Origin of the sequence: Mesorhizobium sp. B3-1-6 (genome assembly GCF_006439555.1) — a bacterium.
Lineage (GTDB): Bacteria > Pseudomonadota > Alphaproteobacteria > Rhizobiales > Rhizobiaceae > Mesorhizobium.
This window is the reverse complement of record NZ_VFTM01000005.1, coordinates 1-25,154: the sequence shown is the minus strand read 5'-3', so window position 1 is coordinate 25,154 and position 25,154 is coordinate 1. Positions and strand designations below refer to the sequence as shown.

Here is a 25,154-nt window from a genome sequence, read left to right as displayed (position 1 = left end):
CGGAGCCATGGCGAAACCGCCGAGCCAGCTACGGCGAAACCGCCGAGCCAGACTGCTCAGTCGTCGTCCTGCGAATCGGCGATGTGGTTCAGCGCGGCGGCGTTGGTGATGCGCAAGCCACCGCGCTTGATGGCGATCATCTGCCGGCTGCGCCAGTCGTTCAGCGTCTTGTTGACGGATTCGCGCGTCGCGCCGAGGAATTCGCCGAGCTCCGACTGCGAAATCGGAATCCAGCCGGCGCTGTCCGCCATGACGCCGCTCAGGAACACCAGCCGCTTTGCCAGCCTGGCCTCGATGCCGAAAAAAGCCTGGTCGCCCAGCTCGCCGCTCACCCAGCGCAGCCGCGTGCACAGCAATTCGATCATCGCGCGGGCAAGGGGCGGGTTTTTCTCAATGCGGTCAAAGAGTTGTGTCCGGCTCAGCGAAACCAGCTCGCAGGGGGTGAGGCAGATGGCGGTTGCCGTGCGCGGGCGCCCGTCCAGCGCCCCGATCTCTCCTACGAGGCTGCGCGACAGCTCGATATTGGCCACCAGCTTTTGCCCGCCGGGCGAATAGATCGAAATCTCGACGGTGCCGCTCATCACGCCATAGATGCGGTCGGACGCATCCTCCTGGACGAACAAATGCTGGCCGGCCGCATAGCGCTCCAGCTTGCAGCCGCCGAACAGCAGGTCGAACTGGCGCGGGTCGATGCGCGCCAGGCGCGGCAGGTTCCTGTCGTCCGCGCCATTTGTAGCCATCATACGCTTCCGCCTCTCGTTAGACGGAAATTGTAGGATAAGTGCGTGCTCGATCAAAGCGTCGTCTCCTTCTGTGGTGGCTTGCCGCATTCTCGGGGTGACGGACGGAAGACCAAAGTCACGCCTGACGCGCCGAAATCGGATAAGCCGGCAAACTGTAAGGAGACCGGGCGCACTGGCGGTTGCGGGCCGATCCTTGGAAACGCCGTCCGCGCGCTTGGGTGGGAGGTGCCCATGCGCGCAGACAGCAAACCTGAAAATGGCTAGGTGCTCGAAATTTCCTCGATAACCGCATCCAAATCGCAATCCGGCAGCAGCTTCGGACGCCGCAGTCAGCTAGCGCCGTCGATGCCGCCGTTGCAACATCCGAGCGCAAGCCCTGTCCGAAGTATGTGAAGGTGCTCACAGATATGCGCGCCGGGCGGACCGATGGTTATTTTGGAATCCATGGTTCACGCTTGGATCAATCTTTGCCTTGCAGCCGGCATGATTGCCTAGTCGGCAAAGAGATCAGTCGAAGCGTGGCTGGAATCTTGGCTTGACTGTAGCGGACGGTCGGCGCCATGGTTCATCTTGGGGGAGGGACGCCGTGGCAGCCGCGAAGGGACTCCTTGTAAAGGTTCGTGGCGACGGCGCGGGGCTCTCGGTGCGAGGCGGGCCGCCGCGGATTGGCGGGATCGAAGCCGAGCCGATCCTTACTCTCCCGCCTGGCGCTGTAAGCGCCGGTACGGCCGCGGCCGCGGACCGCGGCGCCACCTGGCTCCGCTTGGCCACGGATGCCGCCGAAGCAGACAATCCCTGGGACCACGCTCACGATCTTGTCGCCCGGACTCCGGCGCTGGCCGCCGCAGGGAGCGAGGTGCTCGCGGTCGAGCCCGATATCATGCAGCAATGGGATTACAGGAACAGCGCCGGCGATCGCGGCATGGCGGCAAGCGCGGCTCCGACATGTACTTTCGACGATCAGGATCCGAGCGGTGGACAAGCGACGGTGTCAGGCCGGGTCGCATGGAATGCCGCGCCGGACTTCAGCCAGTTCAAGGCCGCGCGCGAAAGCGTCGGCGCCAAGCAGGCCAACATCACCATCGCCCATCTCGATACCGGTTTCGATCCCGGTCACGAAACCCTTCCAGCAGGACTTCTTACAGCCCAGCAGCGCAATTTCGTCGACGACGGGAACGGCCCGAACAACGCGACGGACCACGCTCCGGCCGGCACGCTGACCAGCAATCGCGGCCATGGAACCGGCACACTCAGCCTGCTGGCCGGCAACAAGCTCGACGGCACGTCGCCGCACTGGCCGGGCTTCACCGACTTCGTCGGCGGCGCGCCACTGGCGAAGATCCTGCCGGTGCGCATCGCAGACTGGGTGGTGCGGCTGACCACCGGCACCATGGTGCAAGGCATCGACTACGCGCGCCAGCAGGGCGCGCAAGTATTGTCGATGAGCATGGGCGGCCTCGCCTCGCAGGCTCTGGTCGACGCCGTCAACCTTGCCTACGACCACGGCGTGGTCATGGTCACGGCGGCCGGCAACAATTTCACCATCACGCCGAGCAGCATCGTTTATCCCGCGCGCTACAACCGGGTGCTTGCGGCCTGCGGCGTGATGAGCGACGGGCGCGCCTATGCCGGGCTCGCCCTCGGCACCATGCAAGGCAATTACGGGCCGCCTTCGAAGATGAGCACGGCGCTGGGAGCCTACACACCGAACGTGCCCTGGGCCGAAATCGATTGCCGCAAGGTGGTCGACATGGACGGCAACGGCACCTCGGCCGCCACCCCCCAGGTCGCTGCCGCGGCCGCTCTGTGGCTGGCCGAGCATTGGGACGTGGTGAAGAATTATCCCCAGCCATGGATGCGGATCGAGGCGGTCCGCAAGGCGTTGTTCGCGAAGGCCTTGAAATCGACGGCCAAGATGAATGCGGTGGAGACGAAGGAGAAGATCGGGCAGGGCGTCTTGCGGGCCTTCGATGCGCTGGGCTTCCCGCCGCCGGCGGCGAACAGCCTGACGAAGCTCGCTCGAGCCACCTACACATGGAGTTGGCTCGACCTTTTGACCGGCGGGAATTCGTTGGCGGCGCTCCCGCCTGCGACGCTTCGGCAGCGGATGATGTTTGCGCTGGAACTGACGCAGATGGCGCAAGGTGCGGCGACAATCGAGCAGGCGATCGCCGACCCGGACGGCGATCCGGGCAATATTTCGGCCGCGGCGCGCAACCGCTATCTCGAAGCGGCGCTCGACCAGGGCAACCCGTCGAAGCCGCTGAAGGCGTTTCTGGAAGGTGTGCTCGGACGGCCGGGCGCCAGCGCGGCGGTTCCTGCGCCGGTCATGGGCCCCGCGCCGGCCATCAAGCGCAAGCCGCGGCCGCTGCCGCCGCCGCAACGGCGCCTGCGCATTTACGCGCTCGATCCGTCGGTGGCGAAACGGCTGGATTCGGTTTCGGTTTATCAGGCGATGCTTTCGGTGCCGTGGGACGACGAACCGGCGACGGACAGGCCTTTGCTGCCGGGGCCGATCGGCGAATATCTCGAGGTGGTCGATGTCGACCCCGCGTCCGACCGCGTCTACGATCCGGTAGACCTCAACGACAAGGTGCTTCTGGCGCAGGACGGCCTGCCGCCTTCGGAGGGCAATCCCAAATTCCACCAGCAGATGGTCTACGCCGTCGCCATGACCACGATCGGCCATTTCGAGCGCGCGCTTGGCCGGCGGGCGTTGTGGGCGCCGCATTATGCCGAGGCTCCCGGCCGCAGCGGCGACATGACTGTGAAGGCGCATTACGTGCCGCGCCTGCGCATCTATCCGCATGCGTTGCGCGCCGAGAATGCCTATTACAGCCCGGAAAAGAAGGCGCTGCTGTTCGGCTATTTCCCGGCGACCAGCAACGAGGGCGACGTCACCACGCCCGGAACGACGGTGTTTTCGTGCCTATCCAGCGACATCGTCGCGCATGAGATGTCGCATGCGTTGCTCGACGGGCTGCACCGCCGCTTCCAGGAAGCGTCCAACCCGGACGTGCCGGCCTTCCACGAGGCCTTCGCCGACATCGTCGCGCTGTTCCAGCATTTCACGCTGAAGGAGCTGGTCAGCTTCGAGATCGGCAAGGCGAGGGGCGAATTGTCGGCCGCCTCGCTGCTCTCGGGCATCGCCAAGCAGTTCGGCGAAGGCAGTGGCAGGGCCGGGCCGTTGCGCGAATATGGCGGCGCCGGCATGGCCGATCTCGACTACGACAAGACCTTCGAGGCGCATGACCGGGGCTCGATCCTGGTCTTCGCCGTCTACCAGGCGTTCCTGGCGATCACCGACCGGCGGACCGACGATCTGATCCAGCTTGCCACCGGCGGCTCCGGCATCCTGCCGGCGGGAACCTTGCATCCGAGCCTGGTCGAACGCCTGACCGACGAGGTCGCCAAGACCGCAAGGCAGATGCTGACCATGTGCATCCGCGCGCTCGACTATTGCCCTTCCGTCGACATCACCTTCGGCGAATATCTGCGCGCGCTGATCACCGCCGACCGCGACGCCTATCCGGACGATCCGCTGCACTACCGCCTGGCTTTCCTGGAATCGTTCCGCAAATGGAAGCTTTTGCCGCGCGACGTGCGCACCATCTCGGAGGAGACGCTCGCCTGGAGCGCGCCGGAAGATCCTTCTCCGACCTGGCTGAAAGGCCTGCTCAGCAAGATCGACCTCGGCTGGAACCAGAAATTGAGGCGGGCCGAGATCTTTGCGCTCAACGACAAGAACCGCTACACGCTGTGGAAGGCGATGCACAAGACCTTCGCCTCCAACCCGGACCTCTACAAGCAGTTCGGCCTGCTGCCGGATCTCCCGCGCTACAATGAAGACGGGACGGTTATGCACGCGCCGAAGAAAGGCGAGACGACCTTCGACATCTACAGCGTGCGCCCGACGCGCCGCGTCGAGCCGGACGGCTCGTTCCGCGTCGAGGTCGTGGCGGTCATCCAGCAACGGATTCCAGTCGCGCTCGACGGCACGGCGATGCCGCAAGGCATGGCCAAGGGCGACGGCTTCTTCTGGTTCCGGGGCGGCGCCACCATCATCATAGACCCGCGCGAGGGGTTCGAGGAGATCCGCTACTCGATCATCAAGAACACCGGCAGCGCGGACCGGCAGAAGCGTCAGGCCGGGACTATGGCCGCCAATTACCTGTCGCCGCTCAGAGCACTCTATTTCGGCGGCGAAGTGTCGGAGCCCTTTGCCCTGCTGCATGCCAGCGATGGAGACGACGACCATGTCTAGAAAGCCGGCGATAAGGACAAGGCCGGCAAAAGCGGCTGCCGTACCGGCGTCGGGCGTCACCATCCGGCATTACTGCCAGGGCATCGGCGATTGCCATCTGCTTACCTTCAAAAAGGCGGACGGCACGCCATTCCGCATGCTCATCGATTGCGGCATCCATGTCTCGATCGCGGGCGGTCCGGCGCTGGTCGGCGACATCGTCGCCGACATCAGGAAGGAGACCGGCGGCGAGATCGACATTCTCGTCGTCACGCACGAACACTGGGACCATGTCTCCGGGTTCCTGACGGCGAAGGATCTTTTCAAGGATTTCGTCGTCGCCGATGTCTGGATGGCGTGGACCGAAAATCCCGCCGACGCCGAGGCCGCGGAACTCGACAAGTTCAAGGGCCAGGCGCTGGCGGCACTGCAAGGCGTGGGCCAGAAGCTCGACGCAATGCAGGGGCTCAGCGCCTACATGGCCGGCGTGCGCGACGGCCTGCAGTCCGTGCTTGGCTTCCAGTTCGGCGCCGCCGGGGAGCGTGTGCGCGCGGCCCGCGACGCGGCGGCCAGGCTTTCGCAAAAACCGTCGCCGACCTATTTCGAGCCTGGCGGACCGCCGGTGACGATCGACGCATTGTCCAACCTTCGCGTCTATGTGTTGGGCCCGCCGCGCGACAAGGCGGCGCTGCGGCTGGAGGAGAAGGCGAGCGAGATGTTCCCGCTGGCCAGCGGCGGCCCGTTTGCGCGAGCGCTGGCCAGCGGCCTCAAGATGAACGAGGCGGCAGACGCTAGTTATCTCGACGAGCTCAGTCCGTTCGAGCGCAATGTCGGCGCGCCGCTTTCCGCGGCGCTCAACGGCGACAAGGGCAGCGACCCGGCCGTCGATGTCGCCACCTTCGTCCGCAAGCATTATTCCGGGCCGGTTTCGGCTGCTGCATCCATGGAAGACCGCGACCAGTCCTGGCGGCGCATCGACGCCGACTGGATGGGGATCGCCGCCGACCTTGCCCTGCAGCTCGACCGCGGCGTCAACAACACCAGCCTGGTGCTGGCCTTCGAGTTCATCGACAGCGGCCGGGTTCTCCTGTTCCCCGGCGACGCCCAGATCGGCAACTGGCTGAGCTGGAAGGATCTGAAATGGCCAGTGGGGCAGGGCACCGTCACATCAGCCGATCTTCTGGCGCGCACCGTCTATCTCAAGGTCGCGCATCACGGCAGCCAGAACGCCACGCCGGAGAAACAGGGTTTTGACCTGCTGACGAGCGCCGACCTGTCGGCCTTCATTCCGACCAACAAGGTCGACGCCTTGAAAGTGCACTGGGGTGAGATGCCCTATGACGGTATCCTGACCGCGCTCGAGACAAAGACCAAGGGCCGCGTCATCCGCGCCGACGATCCATGGCTGGCCGACAAGAACGGAAAGCCCGGCTTTTCCGCGCCGTCCGGCTCGATCCAGGCGGTGCGAAGCGCACCGCGCGATGCGGCACGCGGACCAGGCGGGCTGTGGGTCGAGGTGGAACTGGTCTAGGACCACCGGAGCGCCGCCGCACGGCAGGCGCCGATCAGTCCGGGCTTCAAGGCCGATTGCGAAAAATCAAAAACCGCTCTATGGAGCGATCGGCTGAATGAGGGCGGCTACTCGACACATTGCACAAGGTCGCCCCATGCCCGATGCATTCTCACGCGTCATCGCCTTCCTTGCCGTGGTCACGGCCCTTTTGTTTGCCGGGCTGCATTTCCACCAAGGCCACATCATCGCCACGCTCTATTTCATGACCGGCGCCATTCTGGTGACGGCTGTGACGCGCATGAATGTGCGCAGAGGGTTGATCTGAGGGTTCTCAATCAGGCTGTTGCGTAAACGCGGTCAGCCCGCCTTGTCGCCCGCAGGCATCGCGGAAACGTCCATCCACATCGCGCCCACGGTGTGACCATCAGGGTCAACAAGATCTCGGGGGTACATAAACCCATGATCTTCGACTGGATTGATGTCAGCTGTGCCGCCGTTCGCAGCTGGCTCACCTCTATGCGGTGTGTCCGTTTTGAGGGTGACGTGCATCCGGTGGTGACCGGAGCGCGGATTGCGGCACACAACGCGCACATTACGGCCATCATCAAGAAAAGGACTAACGCGAGACGATCCTGCATCGTGCGGAGCAAGTGCAATCGGTTCGCGCAGCGCCACGGTTGATCGAGTTGGACCTGCCGAGCAAGATCGTCGTGAAGAGTGGACCCAAAATTTGCCTGGCAGGCATTGCTGGTTTGTCTGCAACACGGGGTGAGGGAGATCCCACTGCCGACGACAGCCAAATGGGCAGTCATTTGGAAGGGTTAGCATTGCCGATCGCGATCTCTATGCCATGCGGACAACGTGCGAGGGCGCCCGAAGTTCTGCCGACTCTCCGAATGCCACCCGGCGAGCGATGACGGCTAGCTCACGACGCTGCATTGCTCCGGGCGTGGTCTCGACCTGCCTTCGCAAGTTCTCGAGGTCGAGCGCGCGCAGATAGATGCGGGCGCGCTCCTCCTTCGTGCCGGGATCGCTCATCCGAATTTCTTGGTCCGGACGGTCCTGCAGCGAGGGGTAGATGATGGCTGCCGCGCGGCGGGAGTCAGCCTGGGCGTAGAGTGCGAGCTGGTAGAGCATGTGGGCCGGCAGGGACATCTCCCACAGGTCGCGGTACTTGGCATCGAGCGTCGCGCGCGGCCGGCCCTGCACCGAGCGGATGGTGAAGTCGGGGCGCAACACGGGCGCGTTCCGCCGTGGGACATTGCTCGCGTAGCGGAACATCGGTTGTAGCCGCCGCTCGTCGAGCACTTCGCAGTCTTCCAAATGCTCGTTCAACAGGCGCGAGACCAGTGCCTGAAAGAAGCGGTTCATGTCGAACAGAAAGCCGGGCAGCTCAAGGCGGCGCTCGCCATCGTCCATTGACACGCCTGCGCCGTCACGCAGGATCTCGATCAGGTCCAGCAACGGCTCGTAGTGGCGGGATCGCCGGTCAACCTGCGCCCGTGCGCCTGCCAGAAGTTCGCGTGTGAGCGGTTGTGCTCCAACCTCGATCAGAACCGACAGTCGCTTCAGTTCCTGGGCGAGATCAAGGCTAGCCACCAGTTGGGCAGCTAGGCGTAGCCCTGCGCGCAGCGCTGCATTGAGCGCGTTGTGCTCTGTTCGCTCAAAGTACCGACAGGGAATCGCCGCGCGTGCCGAACTTTGAGTGCGCGCGAGCTCATCGAACAGAACTCGGCCGCGGAGGCTCGACAGCTCTGCCTTGTGCACTCGGTACTCCCGGTGCAGCCCGCGGGCGATGAGCCGCGCGACTTCGAGGGCGAGCTGCTGGCCGAGGATATCCTGAAAGGCGTAGGCTTCGGTACTGAACGGTACATGTCCGATCAGCGAAAGGCGCTCCAACCCAAAGGCGTAGCGAAGTAGCTGTACTAGAGGCGCCGCCTTGATTTTCGGCTGAATGCTGATCTCGACCCCGCCGAGCACGATGCGTCCAACCCATGAGGTGGTCGCGACCTCAAATCCCTGGCGCGTCTCGCTCACAGAGAGCCGACCCGACTCCCGAAGTTTCCGTGCCAGCGCCTGCTCGGAGTCGCTCAGCGCCTCCGCCTGGATGGTCCTGGGCCTTTCCCACTCCCGGAACACTTGGCGCGATATCATTCGTCGGGCTCGCCTAGATCATCGTCGAGATGGGCCGCTTCAAGGTCTTGCGCGACCGCCTCGGCTGAGGCCGTTAGGTCCGGGAACGGCTCAAGGAGCGCTGTCAGTAGTTCGCTTGTCCGCTCGGGTGCGAAGAGCTCGGTCCTAATTCGCTGCAGGGTCATGTCGACCAGGCCGCCCACCAGACGGTGGAGCACCGCATAGTCCTCGTAGCAATATTCCTGGAGCAGCGGCGCGACCTCCCCGGCGATCACCGCGGCAAACCTGCCCGGGTCGGCTACGGGTTTCCCTTCCTCAAGGAAGAATGCGTGGCCGATCTGGAGGCTGCGACCGTCGCGGCCGAGCGAGGACCGAATTGTGGCGTTCAGCGCGTCGAGCCAGCGGGCGAGCGGGAGGCGCTCACCAATCATCACGCTGTGAAGACGACTAATCTCAGGCAGCAGTTCCACGAAGCCGAACCGTCGCCGCAGCGCGACATCGAGAAGGGCGATGGAGCGATCGGCCGTGTTCATGGTGCCGATCACAAGGAGGTTCTTGGGCACACTCAGGGCCCGCCCGGACGGCAGTATCACCTCGAGGCCCCGCTTGTCGGCTTCGAGCAGGGTAATGAGTTCGCCGAAGATCCGCGGAATATCCCCTCGGTTAATCTCGTCGATGACTAGATAGTGAGGCCGGCCGTCGGCTCTCGCTTTGTCGCAAAGGCCTTTGAAGACGCCGTCTCGAAGTTCAAATGAGAGCTGCCCGCTCGCCGTCTGCGGCCGATAGCCTTCGATAAAGTCCTCGTAACCGAATCCCGGATGAAAAGTGACCATTCGGACGAGCCCGCCATGACCTTCCAGGTTCGCTCGTTGGTCTTTTCCGAGTTGCGCAAATGGCTTGCCAAAGACGCCTCGAGCGGCAAGATCAAGCGCGGCGCGGCGCGCCCAGTAAGTCTTACCTGTGCCCGGTGGCCCATAGAGGATTACTTGGCCCTTGCGCCTCAATAGAGCGTCGATTTCCTCGATCATCGGCTCGAGCGATTCAGAGTTGGACGCGGCCCGGCGCACCTGCGACGTGATCGGCCCCCGGGAGGACTGAATACTCTTCTCGAACTCCAGCTGGCTATTAGGGTTGGCGAATTGCCAGATGGTAGTCCGAAGCCCTTCCGACCCTGAAAGCTTCCACGGTTCGATGTCGAGCCATTGGACGGCACGCTGGTGCGGGGCGTTCAAAACGCGATCCGGGCGGTGCTCGTAATTGCCGCTGACCCGACCGATTCCTAGGATCTGTTCGCCGTCGGCGGCCACCGCTACATCGCCGGTCCCCATATCGGCGATGAAGTCGAGAATCTCCCCAGCCTTACGCGTCGCCACCGCGCCGTTATCACCCGCGGCGCGGAGCATTTCGGCAAGCCGTTCCTTGGAGGCTCTGTCATGCTTCAGGTCTGATAGGTTGGGCAGGTCCGCCCAACCGATGGCAGCAAACCCGCCGTCGCGCATGTCAGGCCACACGTGCCGGCCCGAAACAGTCGTCCCGATCCGCCAGTAACGGTAGGGGCGCCCGTTGATCTGATTCAGCACGGTCGTTAGGTGATTGATCGGCAGGTCCGCCGCCCTGGCAAGCTCAATGAAGCGGCCGGCACAGACGTACCGGCCGCGCAGCTCCGGTGGAAGTTGAAGAAGTTTGATGAGGTGGAACCGCTGGAACTCCTCAGAGTGATAGTCGTCCAGTTTGTTCGGGGCGTAGAGGCTGAGGTATTTGTGCCCCCAGGCGAGGTTAGCCACGTCCGGCGCAACTTGCATAATCGAGGCTTGCAAGCGCCTGTAGGCCTGGTCAATGTCCTCTGTCGAGCCTTCGGGCGGCGCAAACCTGTCGAGTACGCGCGTCGCCTCAATGAGATGATCGCGATGTCGGCGGGCGATCTCCACCGCTTGGGACTCGGTGATCGGCCGCTGGTCACGCGAGCTGCCGGTCATCCATTGGCCGGTCTCTCGGCTTCGGTAAAGCCCGAACTTCAGAGCGCTACCACCGGCGATGCTGCCGAAGATTGCTGGGAACTCTTCGTCATCCTTGAACTCCAGCCAGTAGACTAGGCTGTCGCCGGTACCATGCGCATGCATGCGCTCAAGTAACTCAGGGCCATCCAGGGCACCCAAGCGAACAGGACCGAACAGGTCCTGAAAGGTCGCATAGTACGAACTGAGTTTCACTACCGGGGTCAACTGCCCCGCCGCCAGCAGTTGCTGCGCTGCCGCCGCTAGTGCAGCGGGCGAGTTGTCTGCGCCTTTGGTGTCCATTAACTTCGCCCCCGATGACTCACATTGTGGTTGCAGAAGGGCACAAGAAGTGAGCTCGCTGCAAGCAGCGTCTGCCTATTGGGCATGTTGTCCAGCCGCATCTGTGGCACCTCAGACTATACACCGGTCGCCGGACAGCACGCCGGTGGTGGGACACGAAGCCAGCCCGTCCAGCGTGGCTGGCCGCGGACCTTGTCGATGAGTCCCATGCCTGAGGGTGGATTGTAAATCGGGATCTGCCTACGCAAGCGGAAGCGCGCCGATTGGTGGAGGCCGGCGCGTTCAGGCCATCTGTATGAACTTCAACCTCAATCCGATGCTAAGTGCTTGAGTTTGCTGGTACGCCCAGGGGGAATCGAACCCCTGTTACCGCCGTGAAGGGGACGAAGAAGACTTTTCAGGGCATCACGGCGCGGCCTGTCCATGCCGATACGGAAGTCTTCGCGGCGCGTGGCGGCATGGTGGCGACACGAAAAGGCAATAGCCATAGCTGACTTAGGCGCCCATGCTTCTAAATGATTTTCTTTGGAAAATTTGGTGGGCGATGCAGGGATTGAACCTGCGACCCCACCCGTGTGAAGGGTGTGCTCTCCCGCTGAGCTAATCGCCCGCCTTAGGCCCGAAGGCCGAAGCGAGCCGCGATATAAGGTAGGCCGGTGAGCGAAGTCAAGGCGATGTGCCGACGATCTTGGGGCTGAATTTCGGGGCGCGGAGGCGGACTAGCCACGGCTCAGCGCGCCGCCGCGATCAGCCGCTCGGCCAGGTCCGGCGTCAGCGTGTCGAAATGCGAGATCACCAGCGTGGGTTCGAATTCGCGCACATGGCGGTCGGTGTAGCCGAAATCGACCGCGACCACCGGAATGCCGGCTGCCTTGGCGGTGTCGATGTCGGTTTGCGAATCGCCGATCATCAAGGCGTTCTCCGCATCGCCGCCGGCCAGCCGGATCGTCTCGGTGAGATGGCGCGGGTCAGGCTTGCGGAAGGCGAAAGTGTCCTGGCCGCAGATCGCGGCAAAGTATTTTGACAGGCCCAGCGCGCCGATCAGCGCCGCGGAATTGGCCTCGTATTTGTTGGTGCAGACCGCCATCAGGTAGCCGGCGGCCTGAAAACGATCGAGCGCGGCAACGACGCCGGGATAGGGGCGGGATTTGCCGGGAATGTTCAGCGTGTAATGGTCGAGGAACAGATTCAGCAGCCGGTCGTGCTCTTCCGCCACCAGCGCCTTGTTCTGCGCGGCATGCGCGCGTTCGATCATGACGCGCCCGCCATGGCCGACGAAGCGCCGGAAACCGGCTTCGTCGACAGCGGCGAGGTCGCTTGCCGCCAGGCTGTGATTGAGGCTGTCGAGCAGGTCCGGCGCCGTATCGACCAGCGTTCCATCCAGGTCGAAGACGATGATCGGGCTCGGCATGGCGCGTTCCTGTAGCGATTGAATTGCCGCAGCCGATACAGGTTGGGCCCGGTTCAAGCAAGAAGCCTCGATCGGTCCACAGAGCCTTTGAGAGCGGCCCTTTGACGGGACAGGCAAAAATGCTAGGAGGCGCGCGAAACCGGCGAAATCGGGGCTCCCCATGGATGCAAGGCAGTTGAAGGTCGAAGCCGCGCGGGCCGCGCTCGCCCATGTCGGCGACGGCATGCGCCTCGGCATCGGCACCGGCACCACGGCGGAAGAATTCGTGCGGCTGCTGGCCGAGAAGGTTGCGACCGGCCTCAAGGTCATTGGCGTGCCGACTTCCGAGCGCACCGCGGCGCTCTGCCGCGAACTCGGCGTGCCGCTGTCTACACTGGAAGAAACGCCGGAACTCGACCTCACCATCGACGGCGCCGACGAGGTCGATCCGGACCTGACCCTGATCAAGGGCGGCGGCGGCGCACTACTGCGCGAGAAAATCGTCGCGGCGGCGTCCGACCGCATGATCGTCATCGCCGACAAATCCAAGATGGTCGGGACGCTCGGCCGGTTCCCGCTGCCGATCGAGGTCAACAAATTCGGCCTGCGCGCCACCGAGATCGCGGTTCGAGCCGCCGCGGCAGAGCTCGGCCTTTCCGGCCCGGTTACATTGAGGATGACGGGGGGCCAGCCATTTGTTACAGACGGCGGCCACTTTATCCTCGATGCATCTTTTGGCCGCATTCCGGATACAAGAGCGCTGTCGAATGCTCTCTTCGCCATTCCAGGCGTTGTCGAGCACGGTCTATTCATCGGGCTGGCGTCAACGGCCATCATCGCCGGCGGCGACGGTATCGAAACCGTCCATGCAGCCTGAAACCAGGGAGTTCTATCGACCATGATGTTGCCTAAACGAGTTCGCCGCTTTTCGATGCTTCTGGCGGCCTCGGCCGCCCTTGCGCTGTCTTCGCCGGTGTTTGCGCAGGATGTCAGCGAATCGCATCTGAAGGCGGCGCGCGCGGCCGTCGCGGCGATCCATGCCACGGACACGTTCGACAACATCCTGCCGCAGGCGGCCGGCGCGCTCGAGGCGCAGCTCATCCAGAAGAACCCCGACATGCAGGAGCTGATCGGCAAGACCGTGGCCGAGAAAGCGCTCAGCCTCGCCTCGCGGCGCGCCGATCTCGAAAAAGAAGCAGCACTTGCCTATGCCAAGGTGTTTTCCGAGCAGGAGCTCAACGACATTGCCACCTTCTACAGCTCGGAAGCCGGCAAGAAGCTGCTGGACAGCGGTCCCGCGGTGACGCGCGACCTCGTGAAGGCCGCCGACATCTGGCAGAACGGCGTCGCCCGCGACCTCGCCCAGCAGGTCGGCGAAACGATCGCCGCCGCCGCCAAGGCCGCGGCGCCGGCAGCACCGGCTCCGGACGCCACCGCGCCCGCCGATGGTTCCGCTCCCGCCGACAATTCGACCCCGGCGGACGACTCGCAAAACTGATCCCAGTCAATCCGCCGACCGCGGCTGGACCACAAAGCCCGGGTTTGCCCGGGCTTTTCTTTTGCCGCTTTGCAGCCTACCTGTGACCCGTCTTTCTCATCCGCAGGAGCCCACGCGATGGCCGGTTATGACTATGATCTGTTCGTCATCGGCGGCGGCTCCGGCGGGGTGAGGGCGGCCCGGGTGGCGGCGGCTGTCGGCAAGCGCGTCGCCGTCGCGGAGGAGTACCGCTTCGGCGGCACCTGCGTCATCCGCGGCTGCGTGCCGAAGAAGCTCTATGTTTATGCCTCGCAATTTCCCGAGCATTTCGCCGACGCCGCCGGCTATGGCTGGACGGTGCCCGAGGCAAGCTTCGACTGGCAGACGCTGGTCGCCAACAAGGACAAGGAGATCGCGCGGCTCGAGGCGATCTACAAGAGGAATGTCGAGGGCTCCGGCGGCGAGACCTTTCATTCGCGTGCAGTGCTCGTCGACCAGCACAGCATTTATCTGGTTGCCGAGGACCGCACGGTCAGCGCCGACCAGATCCTGATCGCGACCGGCGGCCGGCCCGCACCGCATCCGGCGCTGTCAGGCCACGAATACTGCATCTTCTCCAACGAGGCCTTCGATCTCAAGGAGCTGCCGAAGGCGATCATGATCGAGGGCGGCGGCTACATCGCCGTCGAATTCGCCAACATCTTCCACGGCCTGGGCGTCGACACCACGCTGGTCTATCGCGGCCAGGAGATCCTGAGCCGCTTCGACATGGATTTGCGCCGCTCGCTGCATGAGACAATGGAGAAAAAAGGCATCAGGATCCTCTGCCCCACCGTTTCGGAATGGGTGCGCAAGACCTCGGAGGGCCGGCTCGACGTGCTGCTGTCTTCTGGCCAAACCCTGACGGTCGATCAGGTCATGCTGGCGATCGGGCGTATTCCCAATACCGAGAATATGGGCCTGGAGGGCGTCGGTATCGAACTCAGCAAGACGGGCGCGATCGTGGTCGACCAATATTCGCGCACCAATGTCGACAACATCTGGGCGATCGGCGACGTCACTCATCGCGTGCAACTGACGCCGGTCGCCATCCACGAGGCGATGTGCTTCGTCGAGACGGCCTTCAAGGACAACCCGACCGCGCCGGATCACGACACCATACCGACCGCGGTGTTCTCGCAGCCGGAGATCGGCACCGTCGGCCTGTCGGAGGACGACGCGATCAAGCGCTATCCCGATGTCGAGATTTATCGCGCATCGTTCCGTCCGATGCGGCACACGCTGTCCGGCCGCGACGAGAAGATGCTGATGAAGCTGGTGGTCGACGGCGCGTCAAGGAAGGTGATCGGCGCCCATATTCTAGGCCCCGATGCCGGCGAGATGGCGCAGCTTCTCGGCATTCCGCTGAAGGCAGGCCTGACCAAGGACGATTTCGACCGCACCATGGCCGTGCATCCGACGGCGGCCGAGGAACTGGTGACGATGTACAAGCCGACCTATCGCGTGAAGAACGGCGAACGCGTCTGACATTTCAGGATTTCAGGGAGCCTGCGATGTCCGCCACCGCCGCGCCGCTGGACCGCAATTTCGCCCGGCGCGTCGATCAGGTCGTGGATGGCGCGATCGAGGAGCGCCGTATCGTCGGCGCGGTCGTTCTCGTCGCCCGGCGCGGCGAGATCCTTTATGGCCGCGCAGCCGGGGTCGCCGACCGCGAGGCGAACGAGCCGATGCGACAGGACGCGATCTTCCGCCTGGCCTCGGTGACCAAGCCGGTCGTCGCCACCGCGGCGCTTGTCTTGGTCGAGGCTGGCGTGATCGATCTTGCCGATCCGGTGACGAAATTCATACCCGAGTTCCGACCGAAGCTTGCCGACGGCAGCGAACCCGCCTTGACCATCCGGCATTTGCTCACCCATACAGCCGGCCTCGATTACGGCTTTCGCCAGCCCGCCGGCGGTCCTTATCAACGGGCCGGCATCTCGGATGGCCTCGACCAGCCGGGCCTTTCCATGACCGAGAACCTCCGCCGCATCGCGTCGGTGCCGCTGTCCTTCGCGCCGGGCGCGGGCTGGGGCTATTCGGTGGCGATGGACGTCCTGGGCGAGGCGATGGCGAGAGCCGCGGATGAAACCTTGCCGGACCTTGCCGAGCGTCTGGTCGCCAGGCCTCTCGGTATGAGCGACACGGCTTTTGCCGTCCGTAACCGGGCCCGGCTGGTGACGCCTTACGCGGACGGCCCCGGCGGGGCAGTCGCCATGGGCGAGCATCATCTCGTGCCTTTCGGCGATGGCGCCATCTCGTTCACGCCCGGGCGCACTTTCGATCCCGCTTCCTTCGCATCCGGCGGCACCGGCATGAACGGAACGGCCGGCGATGTCCTGAAGCTGCTCGAAGCGCTGCGGCGCGGAGACGGGACGGTCATCCGCCCCGAGACGGCAACGGCGATGACCAGGGATGCGATCACAGGTCTGAAGACGACCATGCCGGGCTGGGGCTGGGGTCTGGGATTTGGCGTGTTGCGCGACCCGGTGGCGGCGACGACGCCGCAGGCTCCGGGCACCTGGCGATGGGGCGGCGTCTACGGCCATTCCTGGTTCGTCGATCCGACGCTCGAGCTGACGGTGGTGGCGCTTACCAACACGGCGATCGCCGGCATGATGGGCGCCTTCCCGGACGCGCTGCGCGACGCGATCTACGGCCGCCAGGCCGGATGACGGAGACAACCCGCCGCCGTCAAATACCGGCGGCGGGTAAAGTTTTCAGGCCTAAAGCGCGTCGCGTCGAAACGGATTCACGCGACGCGCTTTAGGTCGTTGCTTGATGCATGTCGTTGTCGCAAAACCGAGGTCACTTTTGCGCGACATGCATTAAAGCAGCGTGCCGCGCAGGATCACCAGCGCCACCGAGAAGTAGATGACCAGCCCGGTGACATCGACCAGCGTGGCGACGAACGGCGCCGAGGCGCTTGCCGGGTCGAAGCCGATGCGCTTCAGCGCGAAGGGCAGCATCGATCCCGACAGCGAGCCGAAGGTGACGATGCCGACCAGAGCCGCGCCCACCGTCGCCGCAATCAGCATCCAGTGCGGACCGTAGTCGTAGAAGCCGAAATACTGCCAGAGCGCGATGCGGCAGATGCCAACAATGCCGAGGATCGAGCCGAGCACCATCCCGGTCGGCAGCTCGCGCAGCGCCACCCGCCACCAGTCGCGCAGCCCGATCTCGCGCAGCGCCAGCGCGCGGATGACGAGCGACGTCGCCTGCGAGCCGGAATTGCCGCCGGAGCTCATGATAAGCGGGATGAACAGCGTCAACACGATCGCCTTTTCCAGCTCGCTCTCGTAGCTCTGCATGGCGTTGGCCGTAAGCATCTCGCTGAGGAACAGCGCGCAGAGCCAGCCGGCCCGCTTCTGGATCATGGCGAGGAAGCTCATCTTCATATAGGGCTCGTCGAGCGCCTCCATGCCGCCGAAACGATGCACGTCCTCGGTCGTCTCCTCGATCATCGTGTCGATGATGTCGTCGACGGTGACGATGCCGAGGATCCTGCCATGGTCGACCACCGGCAAGGCGAGCAGGTCGTATTTCGAGATCGTCTGCGCCAGGTTCTCGCGATCGGTGAGCGGCGTCACCGTCACCGGCACGCGATCGGGCGCTACCGACAGGATCGGATCCTCCGGGTTGCCGGTGATCAGCCGGCGCAGTCCGGTAGAACGCAGCAGGAGCTGCGTCTCCGGATCGACGATGTAGATGGCGTAGATGGTTTCGCGGGTGCGCTCGACCTTGCGGATGTAGTCGAGCGTGCGCCCAACGGTCCAGTCCGAAGGCACGCTGACGAATTCCGTCGTCATGATCGAGGCAGCACTGCCTTCCGGATAGCCAAGGATGGATAGCAGCGTCGCGCGCAGCGGCGTGGCCAAGGCGCCGAGCAGCTCCGAGCGGGCCGGCTCATCCAACTCGCGCAGAATGTCGGCCGCGCGATCGACCGACATGGCGGTCAAAAGCTTGCTTGCTTTGGGGCGGGGCAGGGCTTCGGCGAGCTCGGGCGCTGCTTCGAGCTCCGGCTGGTCGAAAATCTCGACCAGCCGCTCGAACGGCACGGCGCAAAGCAGCTCGATGGCCGTCTCGCGGGGTTCGTGGTTGAGGGCTTCGACGACGTCGGCGACGTGATCGTTGGCAAGAACACGGGCGACGGCGGTTGCTTCGTCGTCCAATACGGGGGCGAATTCGTTCATGGCTCACTCCTTGCCGTCCGGCAGGACGTGAGCCATCAGGTCACGTCAGGGCGGACGGCGGTTGCGTTCGACTGTGACTGTCGCCAGGCATGGCGCGTTGACCTTTCTGCTCGCCGGGTTCGAGTTTGAATTTGGCGAGCGGGCGCAACATAGGAGCGCTTTTTGCCGAGTCAATTGTCAAAAGCTCGGAAATCGGGGGAGGGGAGGTCGGATCGCGAGACTGTGATCGGCAGCCGCAGCAGCCAAGCCATGGAAGCAGGTAAAAGCTTGGCCTGACTGCTATTTCTGCTTCAGCCGGCGGAACCGCAGCCATTTGTCCTCGGCCGGCCGCGGCGGCTGGGTGAGGATGGTGGTGAGCTCGCGCGGCAGGCTGGGAGCGAGCGGCTTCTTGGTGGCGACGCCGTCAGCGATCGCGACCACGCTGTGGTAGAAATCCTCGCCCGTAAGCGAGCGCGGTGGCACTGCCTCGTGCATGACGCTGATGACGGTGACGTTCGCGCAATTGTCCTTGATCGCCTGGTGGAAGGCGATCTTGCCTTCGGGATCGAGCGCGCCGGTCGCCTCGTCGAGGAACAGAAGTCCGGGCTGCCGCAGGATGATGCGGGCGACCACCAGCTTCTGCTTCTGGCCGCCCGAAAGCACCTGGTCCCAGACCTTGCCCTCACGGCTTTCGTCGGCCAGGTGCCCGATGAAGTCGCCGAGACCGGCTTTATGCAGGGCTGCGGCGACCTGCGTGTCGCTATGGTCGTTCTCGGAACCAGGCAGGCAGACGAGTTGCTTTAGCGAGACCTGCTGCAGCTTGACCTCCTGGGCGGCGTAGAAGCTCGTCACGCCTTCCGGGAAAACGATGGTGCCGCGGCCATATGGCCACAAGCCATTGATCGCCTTGATAAGCGAAGTCTTGCCGCAGCCGGACTCACCCTTGAGGAAGGTCCATTCGCCGCGACGGAAACGCAGATTGGCGGCGCTGAGGAAGGGCGTCGCATCCTCGCCCTGATGCGCCAACTCGAGCTTCTGGATGGTGAGGCCGAACACGGGGTTCTGGGTGGCGTAGCTGAAGTCGGAGCGGCCGGTCTGCTGATAGAATTCTTGCGGGTGCTGGACGTTCTCGATGGCGTTGGCGAGTTCGGTGACGCGCTGGCTGTTGGCCCGCAGCGTGGCAATCGCCGGCATCACATGGATGAACCACGAACACTGGCTGATTAATTGGGCGACCATTTCGGAGCCGGTGATGTAGCCCTTGTAGTCGAGGTGGTTGTGGATGAACGACACGAGGCCGGGCGAGTAGGCAACGATGCGGGCGCCGACGAAATTGTAGATCAGCTCGAACGATGTGTAGCTGGTGTTGACGATGTTGAGCCGCCCCCATGTCTTGTCGATATCGACATAGAGCCGGTCATGCATCGACTTCTGCACGCCCTCGCCATGCGAGGCGGCGACGTGGAAGCTGCGGCGCAGGAACGTCGTCAGTTCGCTGCGGTAGCTGCCCTCGGCCTGCTGCATGCGCACATTGAGCCGCTCGAGCAGGCGCCCGAGCTTGACTGCGATCCAGGTGTTCAGCGGCACATAGATGGCGACGGCAAGGAATGCCAGCACCGCGGTGCCGTAGCTGCCCAGGAATTCCAGGCCCTTGACCTCGACCGAGGACCCAATCAGGTTTTCACCGATGAAATAGAGCGAAGTCGCGACACCCAGCACGCCCATGGCAAGCCCGATGGCGCCGCCGGTCATGTCCTTGATCGATTCCTGGATACGCTGGTCGATGTTGTCCGGAGCGACGATGCCGCCGGCCGCCGAACCGTGCTGGGCGTGGAAATGGGTATGGTTGCCGTCGAGCAGGGCCTGGTTGAACTGGTTGTTCAGCCAACCCCGCCATTTGCGATGCAAGGTCGTTGAAACGAGATTGCGCACGCCGGTGAAGCCGGCATCCTTCAGCACGACCAGCAGCACCAATATGCCGGCATTGGTCAGGATGGTCTGCAACGGATGGGGGTTGGCGGCGTCGTGGAGGAAGGCGATCGAATTGCCCAATTCGCCCAACGCCACGGCAAACCAGACGCCAGCCTTGCTGGACAATGCCGTCAGCAGCGCAATGACGACGGTGAGGGTCCAAGCTTCCTTCCACCGGTTGGAGAACCAGTAGGCTCGCATCAGCCCCCAGAATGTACGCATCGACGATACCGGCGTGAGGGACGAGGTCTTTGCCTCGCTGGATGTTTGCTCCGGTAATGTACGTTGCGGTCTACCGACCCAAGTCACGATCCCGCCCAAACCTTTCTAGTTTTGTTACACATGGTAACACCAATTGATCATTTTCCATTAATTTTCTGCCGGCGAATGTGAACAGGGTTACCCGCCGTGGCCCGAGGGCAACAGAAGGGCCACGCCGAGGGGGCGCCTATCGAGCTGATTTCGTCTTTTATTCCAGCGCGTTAAAGACGATTGCGCCAGCCGGCGGCAACCTTCCCTTGGGGAAGCGAAAAACACGGGTTTGTGAATGGAAAAGAGGTATCCGCGGGCCGGGATGGCTACTGGGCGGTGACCGGAATGCCCGAAAATCTACCGTCAATGAGATCTTCGGGCTTGCCCGATTCGTCTTTTCCCGATGCGCTGAAATGACCGGAAACAGTCTTTGCGGCGGGATCGTATTTGTCGACGACGATCTCGCCGCTGGCGAAGCGGACATGGCCGACCATGGCGCCGGAATCGAGAATGTTGAAGCTGGCGCTGTTCGCGGACGACCCGGTCTTGAGCGGATAGGTGCCGGCAAAGTCGTTCGGATCTTTCAAAACCAGCATCGAATTGAAGGTCATGGTCGGCGAGCCCTGTTCTGTTCCCGACAGGTTCAAAACCGGCTTGCCGCCCATCTGCATCGTCTGGGCCAGGGTAAAGGACGCCGTCCAGGGTTTGCCTTCGAAGGTCGCCGACATAACGGCTTCCTCGGCCGATACGCGCTGTAACGACAATGGGAGCCCCAGGGCGAAAGGCAAAGAGAGCAGCAACCATGCGCCATGCCTGACTGCCATTTATGTCGCCCTCAAATCAGCCAAAACCCCTGTCAATCCTAGCCCAGCGCCGTGTCCGAGGCGATTCACCAGATCGTGTTCGGCCAGGACGGGCATGATTTGACAACACGGCTCCGGCAACATCGGCTGCATTTATACGCCGAAGGGCGGCACCAGCACTTACCAGCCGCAGGATGGCGGACCGGAGCTTTCCTGCTCACGCGTCGAGCCCAGCTACGTCACCGTAATCGTGGGGCCGAAAGGGCCGGCGACACTGATCAAGAATCCCGGCGAGCAGGGCTGTTGCAGCGACGTGACCAAGCTTGGCTACGGCAACAACTGGAGCAGGGGGCCGTTTCCTGCCAGTCGTCGAAGAAGGGCTTAAGCTGCACGGGCAGCAATGGCCATGGCTTCTTCCTGAGCAAGGCCAAAGCGACCGCGAAGTAGGAGCACGGAAAAGCGCGCGGCGTCAGATAGCGCGGCTTCGCCGCAGCCTTCCGCCCCGATTGCGCGGAAGGAGCATTCAGTTCGCGGTTTCGAGCTCGCCGCGCGCCTTGGCCTGGGCCACCTGGCGGATCGCGTCGGCAAGCGTGTCGGCATCCTGCGCGCCCATCACCGCGTATTTGCCTTCGAGCAGGAAGCAGGGCACGCCGGTGATGCCCATGCGCGAAGCTGTGGCGATCTCGTTGCGGACTGCCTCGACGTCGGCATCGGTCGGCAGCAGCGTTTCGACCACAGACGCATCCATGCCGGCCTCGCCGGCGGCCTTTATCAGCACCGCGTGGTCGCCGATGTTCACGCCTTCCTCGAAATTCAGCTGGAAGAGGCGGCGCACCAGCCGGTTCTGCACGTCTTCACCCGCGGCGCCCGCCCAGCGGATGACGCGATGAGCGTCGAGCGTATTGGCCGCGATCTTGATGGCGCCAAATGCAAAATGGATGCCCTCGGCCTCGCCGAGCGGTTCGATGCGCGCGTGGATCTGTTGGACGCGTTCCTCGCTGCCGAACTTGCCGAGCATGTATTGACGGCGATCCATGCCCGCCGGCGGGATGGTCGGATCGAGCTGGAACGGCCGCCAGTTGACATGCACGTCGACATCGCTTGCAGCAGCAATGGCCTTGTCCAGCCGCTTTTGGCCGATGAAGCACCAGGGGCAGACAACATCGGACACGACATCGACGGTGATGGAGTTCTCGGCGCTCATGCTCGTTTCCTTTTTGGTCCCGATTATGGCTGGGCTTGCCTCAGTTGGGCTTTCGCCACCAGGTCGGCAGCTGATAGCCGAATATGGGGGTCTTTTGCGGATGTTCCAGATAACTCCAGTAAGCGAGCCATTGCTGCGTGTTGTATTGCATCGGCACCAGGTAGTTGCCCGAGATCAGCAGCCGGTCGAGCACGCGCACCGCCGCGACATAGTCTTCCTTGGTGCGGCCGTTCAGCATGGCGTCGATCGCGGCGTCGATCGCCGGATCGGCGACGCCGGCGAGATTGAACGATCCTTCTGTCTTCGCGGCGATCGATCCCCAACGGCCGAGCTGCTCGCTGCCGGGCGACAGCGAATTGCTGAAGCCGCTCGCCCCGATCAGAACCTCGAAGTCGAAACGCTGCTTGCGCGACTGGATCTGGTCGCCGTCGAGGGTGCGGATGCCGACGTCGATACCGATCTTCTCCAGCGTGCGCTGGTAGACGGCCGCCAGCCGCTCTTCGTCCTGCGATGAGGTCAGGATCTCGAAGCCGAACGGGTTTCCTTGCGCGTCGAGCATCTTGCCGTCCTGCACGTGGAAGCCGGCGCTCTTCAACAATTCGAAGGCCGCTTTGAGCACCTTGCGATCCTGGCCCGAACCGTCCGTCACCGGCGGGCGCCAGGTGCCGTCCATCACATCTGGCGGCACGCGGCCGGGGTAGGGGGCAAGCAGCGCCTTTTCGCGACCGTCAGCCGGATGGCCGAGCGCGGACAATTCTGAATTCTGCCAGTAGCTCATGGTGCGGTTGAACTTGCCGCCGAACAGGTTCTTGTTCGTCCATTCGAAGTCGTAGAGCATGCCGAGCGCGCGGCGGACAACCGGATTCTCGAACTTCGGTAGCCGGGTGTTGAACAGGAAGCCGGTCACCACCGGGGGAATGCCGGTGTTGAAATATTCTTCCTTCACATCGCCCTTTCGGAAGGCCGGAAAGTCGATGTCGCGCTCACGCTTGACCGGATCGGTCTCGTCATCGAGGGCGCAGATGCCTTTCTTGAACGCTTCCGTCTTGGCGTTGGCGTTGAGAAAATACTCGATGGTGATCCGGTCGAAATTGTCGAAGCCGCGTTTCGGCGGAATGTCCTTGCCCCAATAGTCCGGGTTGCGCTTGAAGACGATGCGCTGCCCCGGCAGCACCTTGTCGACGGTGTAGGGCCCGCTGCCGATCAATGGCTTCAGCGTGGTTCTGTCGAACGTGTCCTTGTCGAAGGCGTGCTTAGGGACGATCGGCGTCAGCGCGACGATCATCGGGAATTCGCGGTTGGCCTTGTCGTTGAAGGTGAATTTCACGCTGTGGTCGCCGGTCTTTTCCAGCTTGGCGATCATGCTCATGCGGTCGCTGTAGGGCGGGCGGCCCTTGTCGGTAAAGACGTCATAGGTGAACAGCACGTCCTCCGGAGTCACCGGCTGTCCGTCCGACCATTTTGCGTTGGGGTTGAGATGGAACTCGATCGACTTGCGCTCCGGATCCATGTCAGCGCTGTCGGCAAGCAGTCCGTAAAGACTGAAGGGCTCGTCATAGTTGCGCTGCATCAGCGGCTCGAAGACGAGATTGCCGTAAACGGTATCGATCATGCCGCGCGCCGTCGTGCGCAGGCTTTTCAGGATGAAGGGGTTGAGGTTGTCGAAGGAGCCGACGACGCAATAGGTGACGCTTCCGCCTTTCGGCGCGTCCGGATTGACGTAGTCGAAATGCTGGTAGTCGGGCGGCAGCGCCGGCTCGCCTTGCATGGCAATGCCGTGCTTCGGCTCCGACTGTGCCGGAAGGAGCGAAAGAGCCAGAAACGAGGTCGCGGCGATCAGCCGAACGAGAACGCGGTCCATGACCGTCTCCTTGCCGGGCGGCTTTGTGATTCGCCATGCACCGTAGAGCATTTCGCCACCCGATTGAATCGGTGCCCGATTGGGAATCGGGTTCGGCCGCTCCGGCACCGATCGATGCTCGCCCCCGGGAGAGGAAACCGCGAAGAAATCGCGGAAACCGGGCTGGATTCGACGCCGCTGGCAGTGTAACACGCGCTCCGAAGTCATCCTGTTGCCTCATTTGGGCAACAGGTAGCTGGACCATACGGCACGAAGAAGCCGGTCCCCGGGATCATTTGAGAGGAAAGTGCACCATATGACGATCAACGCGTACCGCCTTTCGGTGCTGGCCGCAGGCGTGGTCGGCGTTCTGGGCGCCGGGCTTTTCACCGCCTCGGCCCAACAGCAGCCGCAGATCCCGCAGGGCTGGTTCAAGGCCTGCACCAAGCAGGAAGACGTCGACATCTGCAATGTGCAGAACATCGTCACCGCCGGCAACGGCCAGCTCGTCACCGGCGTCAGCCTGATCGAGCTCAAGGGCAAGGTGAACCGCAAGGTCTTCCAGGTTACGGTTCCGACCGGCCGCCTTGTGCCTCCGGGCATTGCGCTACAGATCGATGCCGGCAAGGCGCAGAAGCTCGACTATGTGATCTGCTTCCCGGATCGCTGCGTCGCGGAAGTGCCGCTGAGCGACCAGCTCGTCGCTTCCTTCAAGAAGGGGCAGGGGATCACGCTCACGTCGATCAACTTCCAGAACCAGCCGAACCCGATCAAGATCGCGCTCACCGGCTTCAGCGGCGCCTATGACGGCCCGCCGCTGCAGCAGTCGGACATCGAGGACCGGCAGAAGAAGCTGCAGGACTTCGTCGCCAAGAACAATCAGGACTTCGCCAAGAAGCTCAAGGACGAGCAGGACAAGGCCAAGACCGCGAACTGATCGCGGAAGCGTGTTTCTGCGAAAACAAAAAGCGGGGCAAATGCCCCGCCCAGACTGCTGACTAACCCCGTCGATTTTCGGCGGGGTTTTGTTTTATGTGATTGAAGAGTTTTGAGAAGTTGGTGTCAGGAGATTTTGAC

17 protein-coding genes and 1 tRNA gene are annotated in these 25,154 nt (G+C 63.3%); 8 read left to right on the top strand and 10 right to left on the bottom strand.

Annotated features, from left to right (window positions below; genetic code table 11):
- Positions 1-56: 56 nt before the first annotated feature.
- Positions 57-740, bottom strand: a complete 684-nt coding sequence (locus FJ414_RS06585) for a Crp/Fnr family transcriptional regulator (protein WP_140642978.1) — start codon at positions 738-740, stop codon at positions 57-59.
- A 589-nt stretch (positions 741-1,329) separates the two neighbouring features.
- Between FJ414_RS06585 and FJ414_RS06580 the strand changes: the two genes are divergently transcribed.
- From FJ414_RS06580 to FJ414_RS31410, 3 genes are all read left to right on the top strand, one after another.
- A complete protein-coding gene (locus tag FJ414_RS06580) occupies positions 1,330-5,007 on the top strand; it encodes a S8 family serine peptidase (protein ID WP_140642568.1) in 3,678 nt (1,225 codons plus the stop codon).
- Positions 5,000-6,517, top strand: coding sequence for an MBL fold metallo-hydrolase (locus FJ414_RS06575; RefSeq protein ID WP_140642567.1), 1,518 nt, complete (start codon positions 5,000-5,002; stop codon positions 6,515-6,517). Before FJ414_RS06580 ends, FJ414_RS06575 begins: the two co-directional genes overlap by 8 nt.
- Positions 6,518-6,653: 136 nt before the next feature.
- Complete coding sequence (locus tag FJ414_RS31410) at positions 6,654-6,824, top strand: hypothetical protein (protein ID WP_181164840.1); 171 nt, start codon at positions 6,654-6,656, stop codon at positions 6,822-6,824.
- A 518-nt stretch (positions 6,825-7,342) separates the two neighbouring features.
- On the opposite strand, the gene FJ414_RS06565 is transcribed toward FJ414_RS31410, so the two are convergent.
- The 4 genes from FJ414_RS06565 to FJ414_RS06550 form a co-directional block, all read right to left on the bottom strand.
- Positions 7,343-8,653 carry a hypothetical protein gene (locus FJ414_RS06565; RefSeq protein ID WP_140642565.1) on the bottom strand — a complete coding sequence of 437 codons (1,311 nt, stop codon included), beginning with the start codon at positions 8,651-8,653 and terminating at the stop codon, positions 7,343-7,345.
- Positions 8,650-10,929 (bottom strand): AAA family ATPase, encoded by a 2,280-nt coding sequence (locus tag FJ414_RS06560; protein WP_140642563.1) that lies wholly within the window; start codon positions 10,927-10,929, stop codon positions 8,650-8,652. The genes FJ414_RS06565 and FJ414_RS06560 overlap by 4 nt, the downstream gene beginning before the upstream one ends.
- Before the next feature lie 535 nt (positions 10,930-11,464).
- Positions 11,465-11,539: transfer RNA gene (locus FJ414_RS06555), tRNA-Val, on the bottom strand.
- 120 nt (positions 11,540-11,659) lie between these two features.
- A complete protein-coding gene (locus tag FJ414_RS06550; protein WP_140642561.1) occupies positions 11,660-12,340 on the bottom strand; it encodes a phosphoglycolate phosphatase in 681 nt (226 codons plus the stop codon).
- 160 nt (positions 12,341-12,500) lie between these two features.
- Here FJ414_RS06550 and rpiA point away from each other — a divergent pair, with 160 nt between their 5' ends.
- The 4 genes from rpiA to FJ414_RS06530 all read left to right on the top strand — a co-directional run bounded on the left by rpiA (position 12,501) and on the right by FJ414_RS06530 (position 16,510).
- Positions 12,501-13,196 carry a ribose-5-phosphate isomerase RpiA gene (rpiA, locus tag FJ414_RS06545; protein WP_140642559.1) on the top strand — a complete coding sequence of 232 codons (696 nt, stop codon included), beginning with the start codon at positions 12,501-12,503 and terminating at the stop codon, positions 13,194-13,196.
- A 21-nt stretch (positions 13,197-13,217) separates the two neighbouring features.
- The gene (locus FJ414_RS06540; protein ID WP_140642557.1) at positions 13,218-13,817 is read left to right on the top strand and encodes a DUF2059 domain-containing protein; all 600 of its coding nucleotides are present in this window, start codon (positions 13,218-13,220) and stop codon (positions 13,815-13,817) included.
- A 117-nt stretch (positions 13,818-13,934) separates the two neighbouring features.
- The gene (gene gor, locus FJ414_RS06535; protein ID WP_140642554.1) at positions 13,935-15,323 is read left to right on the top strand and encodes a glutathione-disulfide reductase; all 1,389 of its coding nucleotides are present in this window, start codon (positions 13,935-13,937) and stop codon (positions 15,321-15,323) included.
- A 26-nt stretch (positions 15,324-15,349) separates the two neighbouring features.
- Positions 15,350-16,510, top strand: a complete 1,161-nt coding sequence (locus tag FJ414_RS06530; RefSeq protein ID WP_140642552.1) for a serine hydrolase domain-containing protein — start codon at positions 15,350-15,352, stop codon at positions 16,508-16,510.
- 153 nt (positions 16,511-16,663) lie between these two features.
- Here the strand turns inward: FJ414_RS06530 and mgtE are convergent, their stop codons facing one another.
- From mgtE to FJ414_RS06500, 5 genes are all read right to left on the bottom strand, one after another.
- Complete coding sequence (gene mgtE, locus FJ414_RS06525) at positions 16,664-18,028, bottom strand: magnesium transporter (protein WP_140642550.1); 1,365 nt, start codon at positions 18,026-18,028, stop codon at positions 16,664-16,666.
- A 279-nt stretch (positions 18,029-18,307) separates the two neighbouring features.
- The gene (locus tag FJ414_RS06520; protein WP_181181546.1) at positions 18,308-20,200 is read right to left on the bottom strand and encodes an ABC transporter ATP-binding protein/permease; all 1,893 of its coding nucleotides are present in this window, start codon (positions 20,198-20,200) and stop codon (positions 18,308-18,310) included.
- Between the two features lie 356 nt (positions 20,201-20,556).
- Entirely contained in the window at positions 20,557-20,958 is a 402-nt protein-coding gene (locus FJ414_RS06515; protein WP_140642546.1) for a DUF6252 family protein, read from the bottom strand.
- Between the two features lie 598 nt (positions 20,959-21,556).
- Positions 21,557-22,237 carry a DsbA family protein gene (locus FJ414_RS06505; protein WP_140642544.1) on the bottom strand — a complete coding sequence of 227 codons (681 nt, stop codon included), beginning with the start codon at positions 22,235-22,237 and terminating at the stop codon, positions 21,557-21,559.
- Between the two features lie 40 nt (positions 22,238-22,277).
- Positions 22,278-24,098 carry an extracellular solute-binding protein gene (locus tag FJ414_RS06500; RefSeq protein WP_140642542.1) on the bottom strand — a complete coding sequence of 607 codons (1,821 nt, stop codon included), beginning with the start codon at positions 24,096-24,098 and terminating at the stop codon, positions 22,278-22,280.
- Between the two features lie 295 nt (positions 24,099-24,393).
- Between FJ414_RS06500 and FJ414_RS06495 the strand changes: the two genes are divergently transcribed.
- Positions 24,394-25,014, top strand: coding sequence for an invasion associated locus B family protein (locus tag FJ414_RS06495; RefSeq protein WP_095765425.1), 621 nt, complete (start codon positions 24,394-24,396; stop codon positions 25,012-25,014).
- Positions 25,015-25,154: the final 140 nt, after the last annotated feature.

Bases quoted from the DNA above. Each gene is read 5' to 3' on its own strand.
- FJ414_RS31410 (WP_181164840.1), top strand. From the start codon at position 6,654: ATGCCCGATGCATTCTCACGCGTCATCGCCTTCCTTGCCGTGGTCACG.
- FJ414_RS06565 (WP_140642565.1), bottom strand. From the start codon at position 8,653: ATGATATCGCGCCAAGTGTTCCGGGAGTGGGAAAGGCCCAGGACCATC.
- gor (WP_140642554.1), top strand. From the start codon at position 13,935: ATGGCCGGTTATGACTATGATCTGTTCGTCATCGGCGGCGGCTCCGGC.
- FJ414_RS06530 (WP_140642552.1), top strand. From the start codon at position 15,350: ATGTCCGCCACCGCCGCGCCGCTGGACCGCAATTTCGCCCGGCGCGTC.
- FJ414_RS06505 (WP_140642544.1), bottom strand. From the start codon at position 22,237: ATGAGCGCCGAGAACTCCATCACCGTCGATGTCGTGTCCGATGTTGTC.
- FJ414_RS06500 (WP_140642542.1), bottom strand. From the start codon at position 24,098: ATGGACCGCGTTCTCGTTCGGCTGATCGCCGCGACCTCGTTTCTGGCT.
- FJ414_RS06520 (WP_181181546.1), bottom strand. From the start codon at position 20,200: ATGCGTACATTCTGGGGGCTGATGCGAGCCTACTGGTTCTCCAACCGG.
- FJ414_RS06550 (WP_140642561.1), bottom strand. From the start codon at position 12,340: ATGCCGAGCCCGATCATCGTCTTCGACCTGGATGGAACGCTGGTCGAT.
- rpiA (WP_140642559.1), top strand. From the start codon at position 12,501: ATGGATGCAAGGCAGTTGAAGGTCGAAGCCGCGCGGGCCGCGCTCGCC.
- FJ414_RS06540 (WP_140642557.1), top strand. From the start codon at position 13,218: ATGATGTTGCCTAAACGAGTTCGCCGCTTTTCGATGCTTCTGGCGGCC.
- FJ414_RS06515 (WP_140642546.1), bottom strand. From the start codon at position 20,958: ATGTCGGCGACCTTCGAAGGCAAACCCTGGACGGCGTCCTTTACCCTG.
- FJ414_RS06585 (WP_140642978.1), bottom strand. From the start codon at position 740: ATGGCTACAAATGGCGCGGACGACAGGAACCTGCCGCGCCTGGCGCGC.
- mgtE (WP_140642550.1), bottom strand. From the start codon at position 18,028: ATGAACGAATTCGCCCCCGTATTGGACGACGAAGCAACCGCCGTCGCC.
- FJ414_RS06575 (WP_140642567.1), top strand. From the start codon at position 5,000: ATGTCTAGAAAGCCGGCGATAAGGACAAGGCCGGCAAAAGCGGCTGCC.
- FJ414_RS06560 (WP_140642563.1), bottom strand. From the start codon at position 10,929: ATGGACACCAAAGGCGCAGACAACTCGCCCGCTGCACTAGCGGCGGCA.
- FJ414_RS06495 (WP_095765425.1), top strand. From the start codon at position 24,394: ATGACGATCAACGCGTACCGCCTTTCGGTGCTGGCCGCAGGCGTGGTC.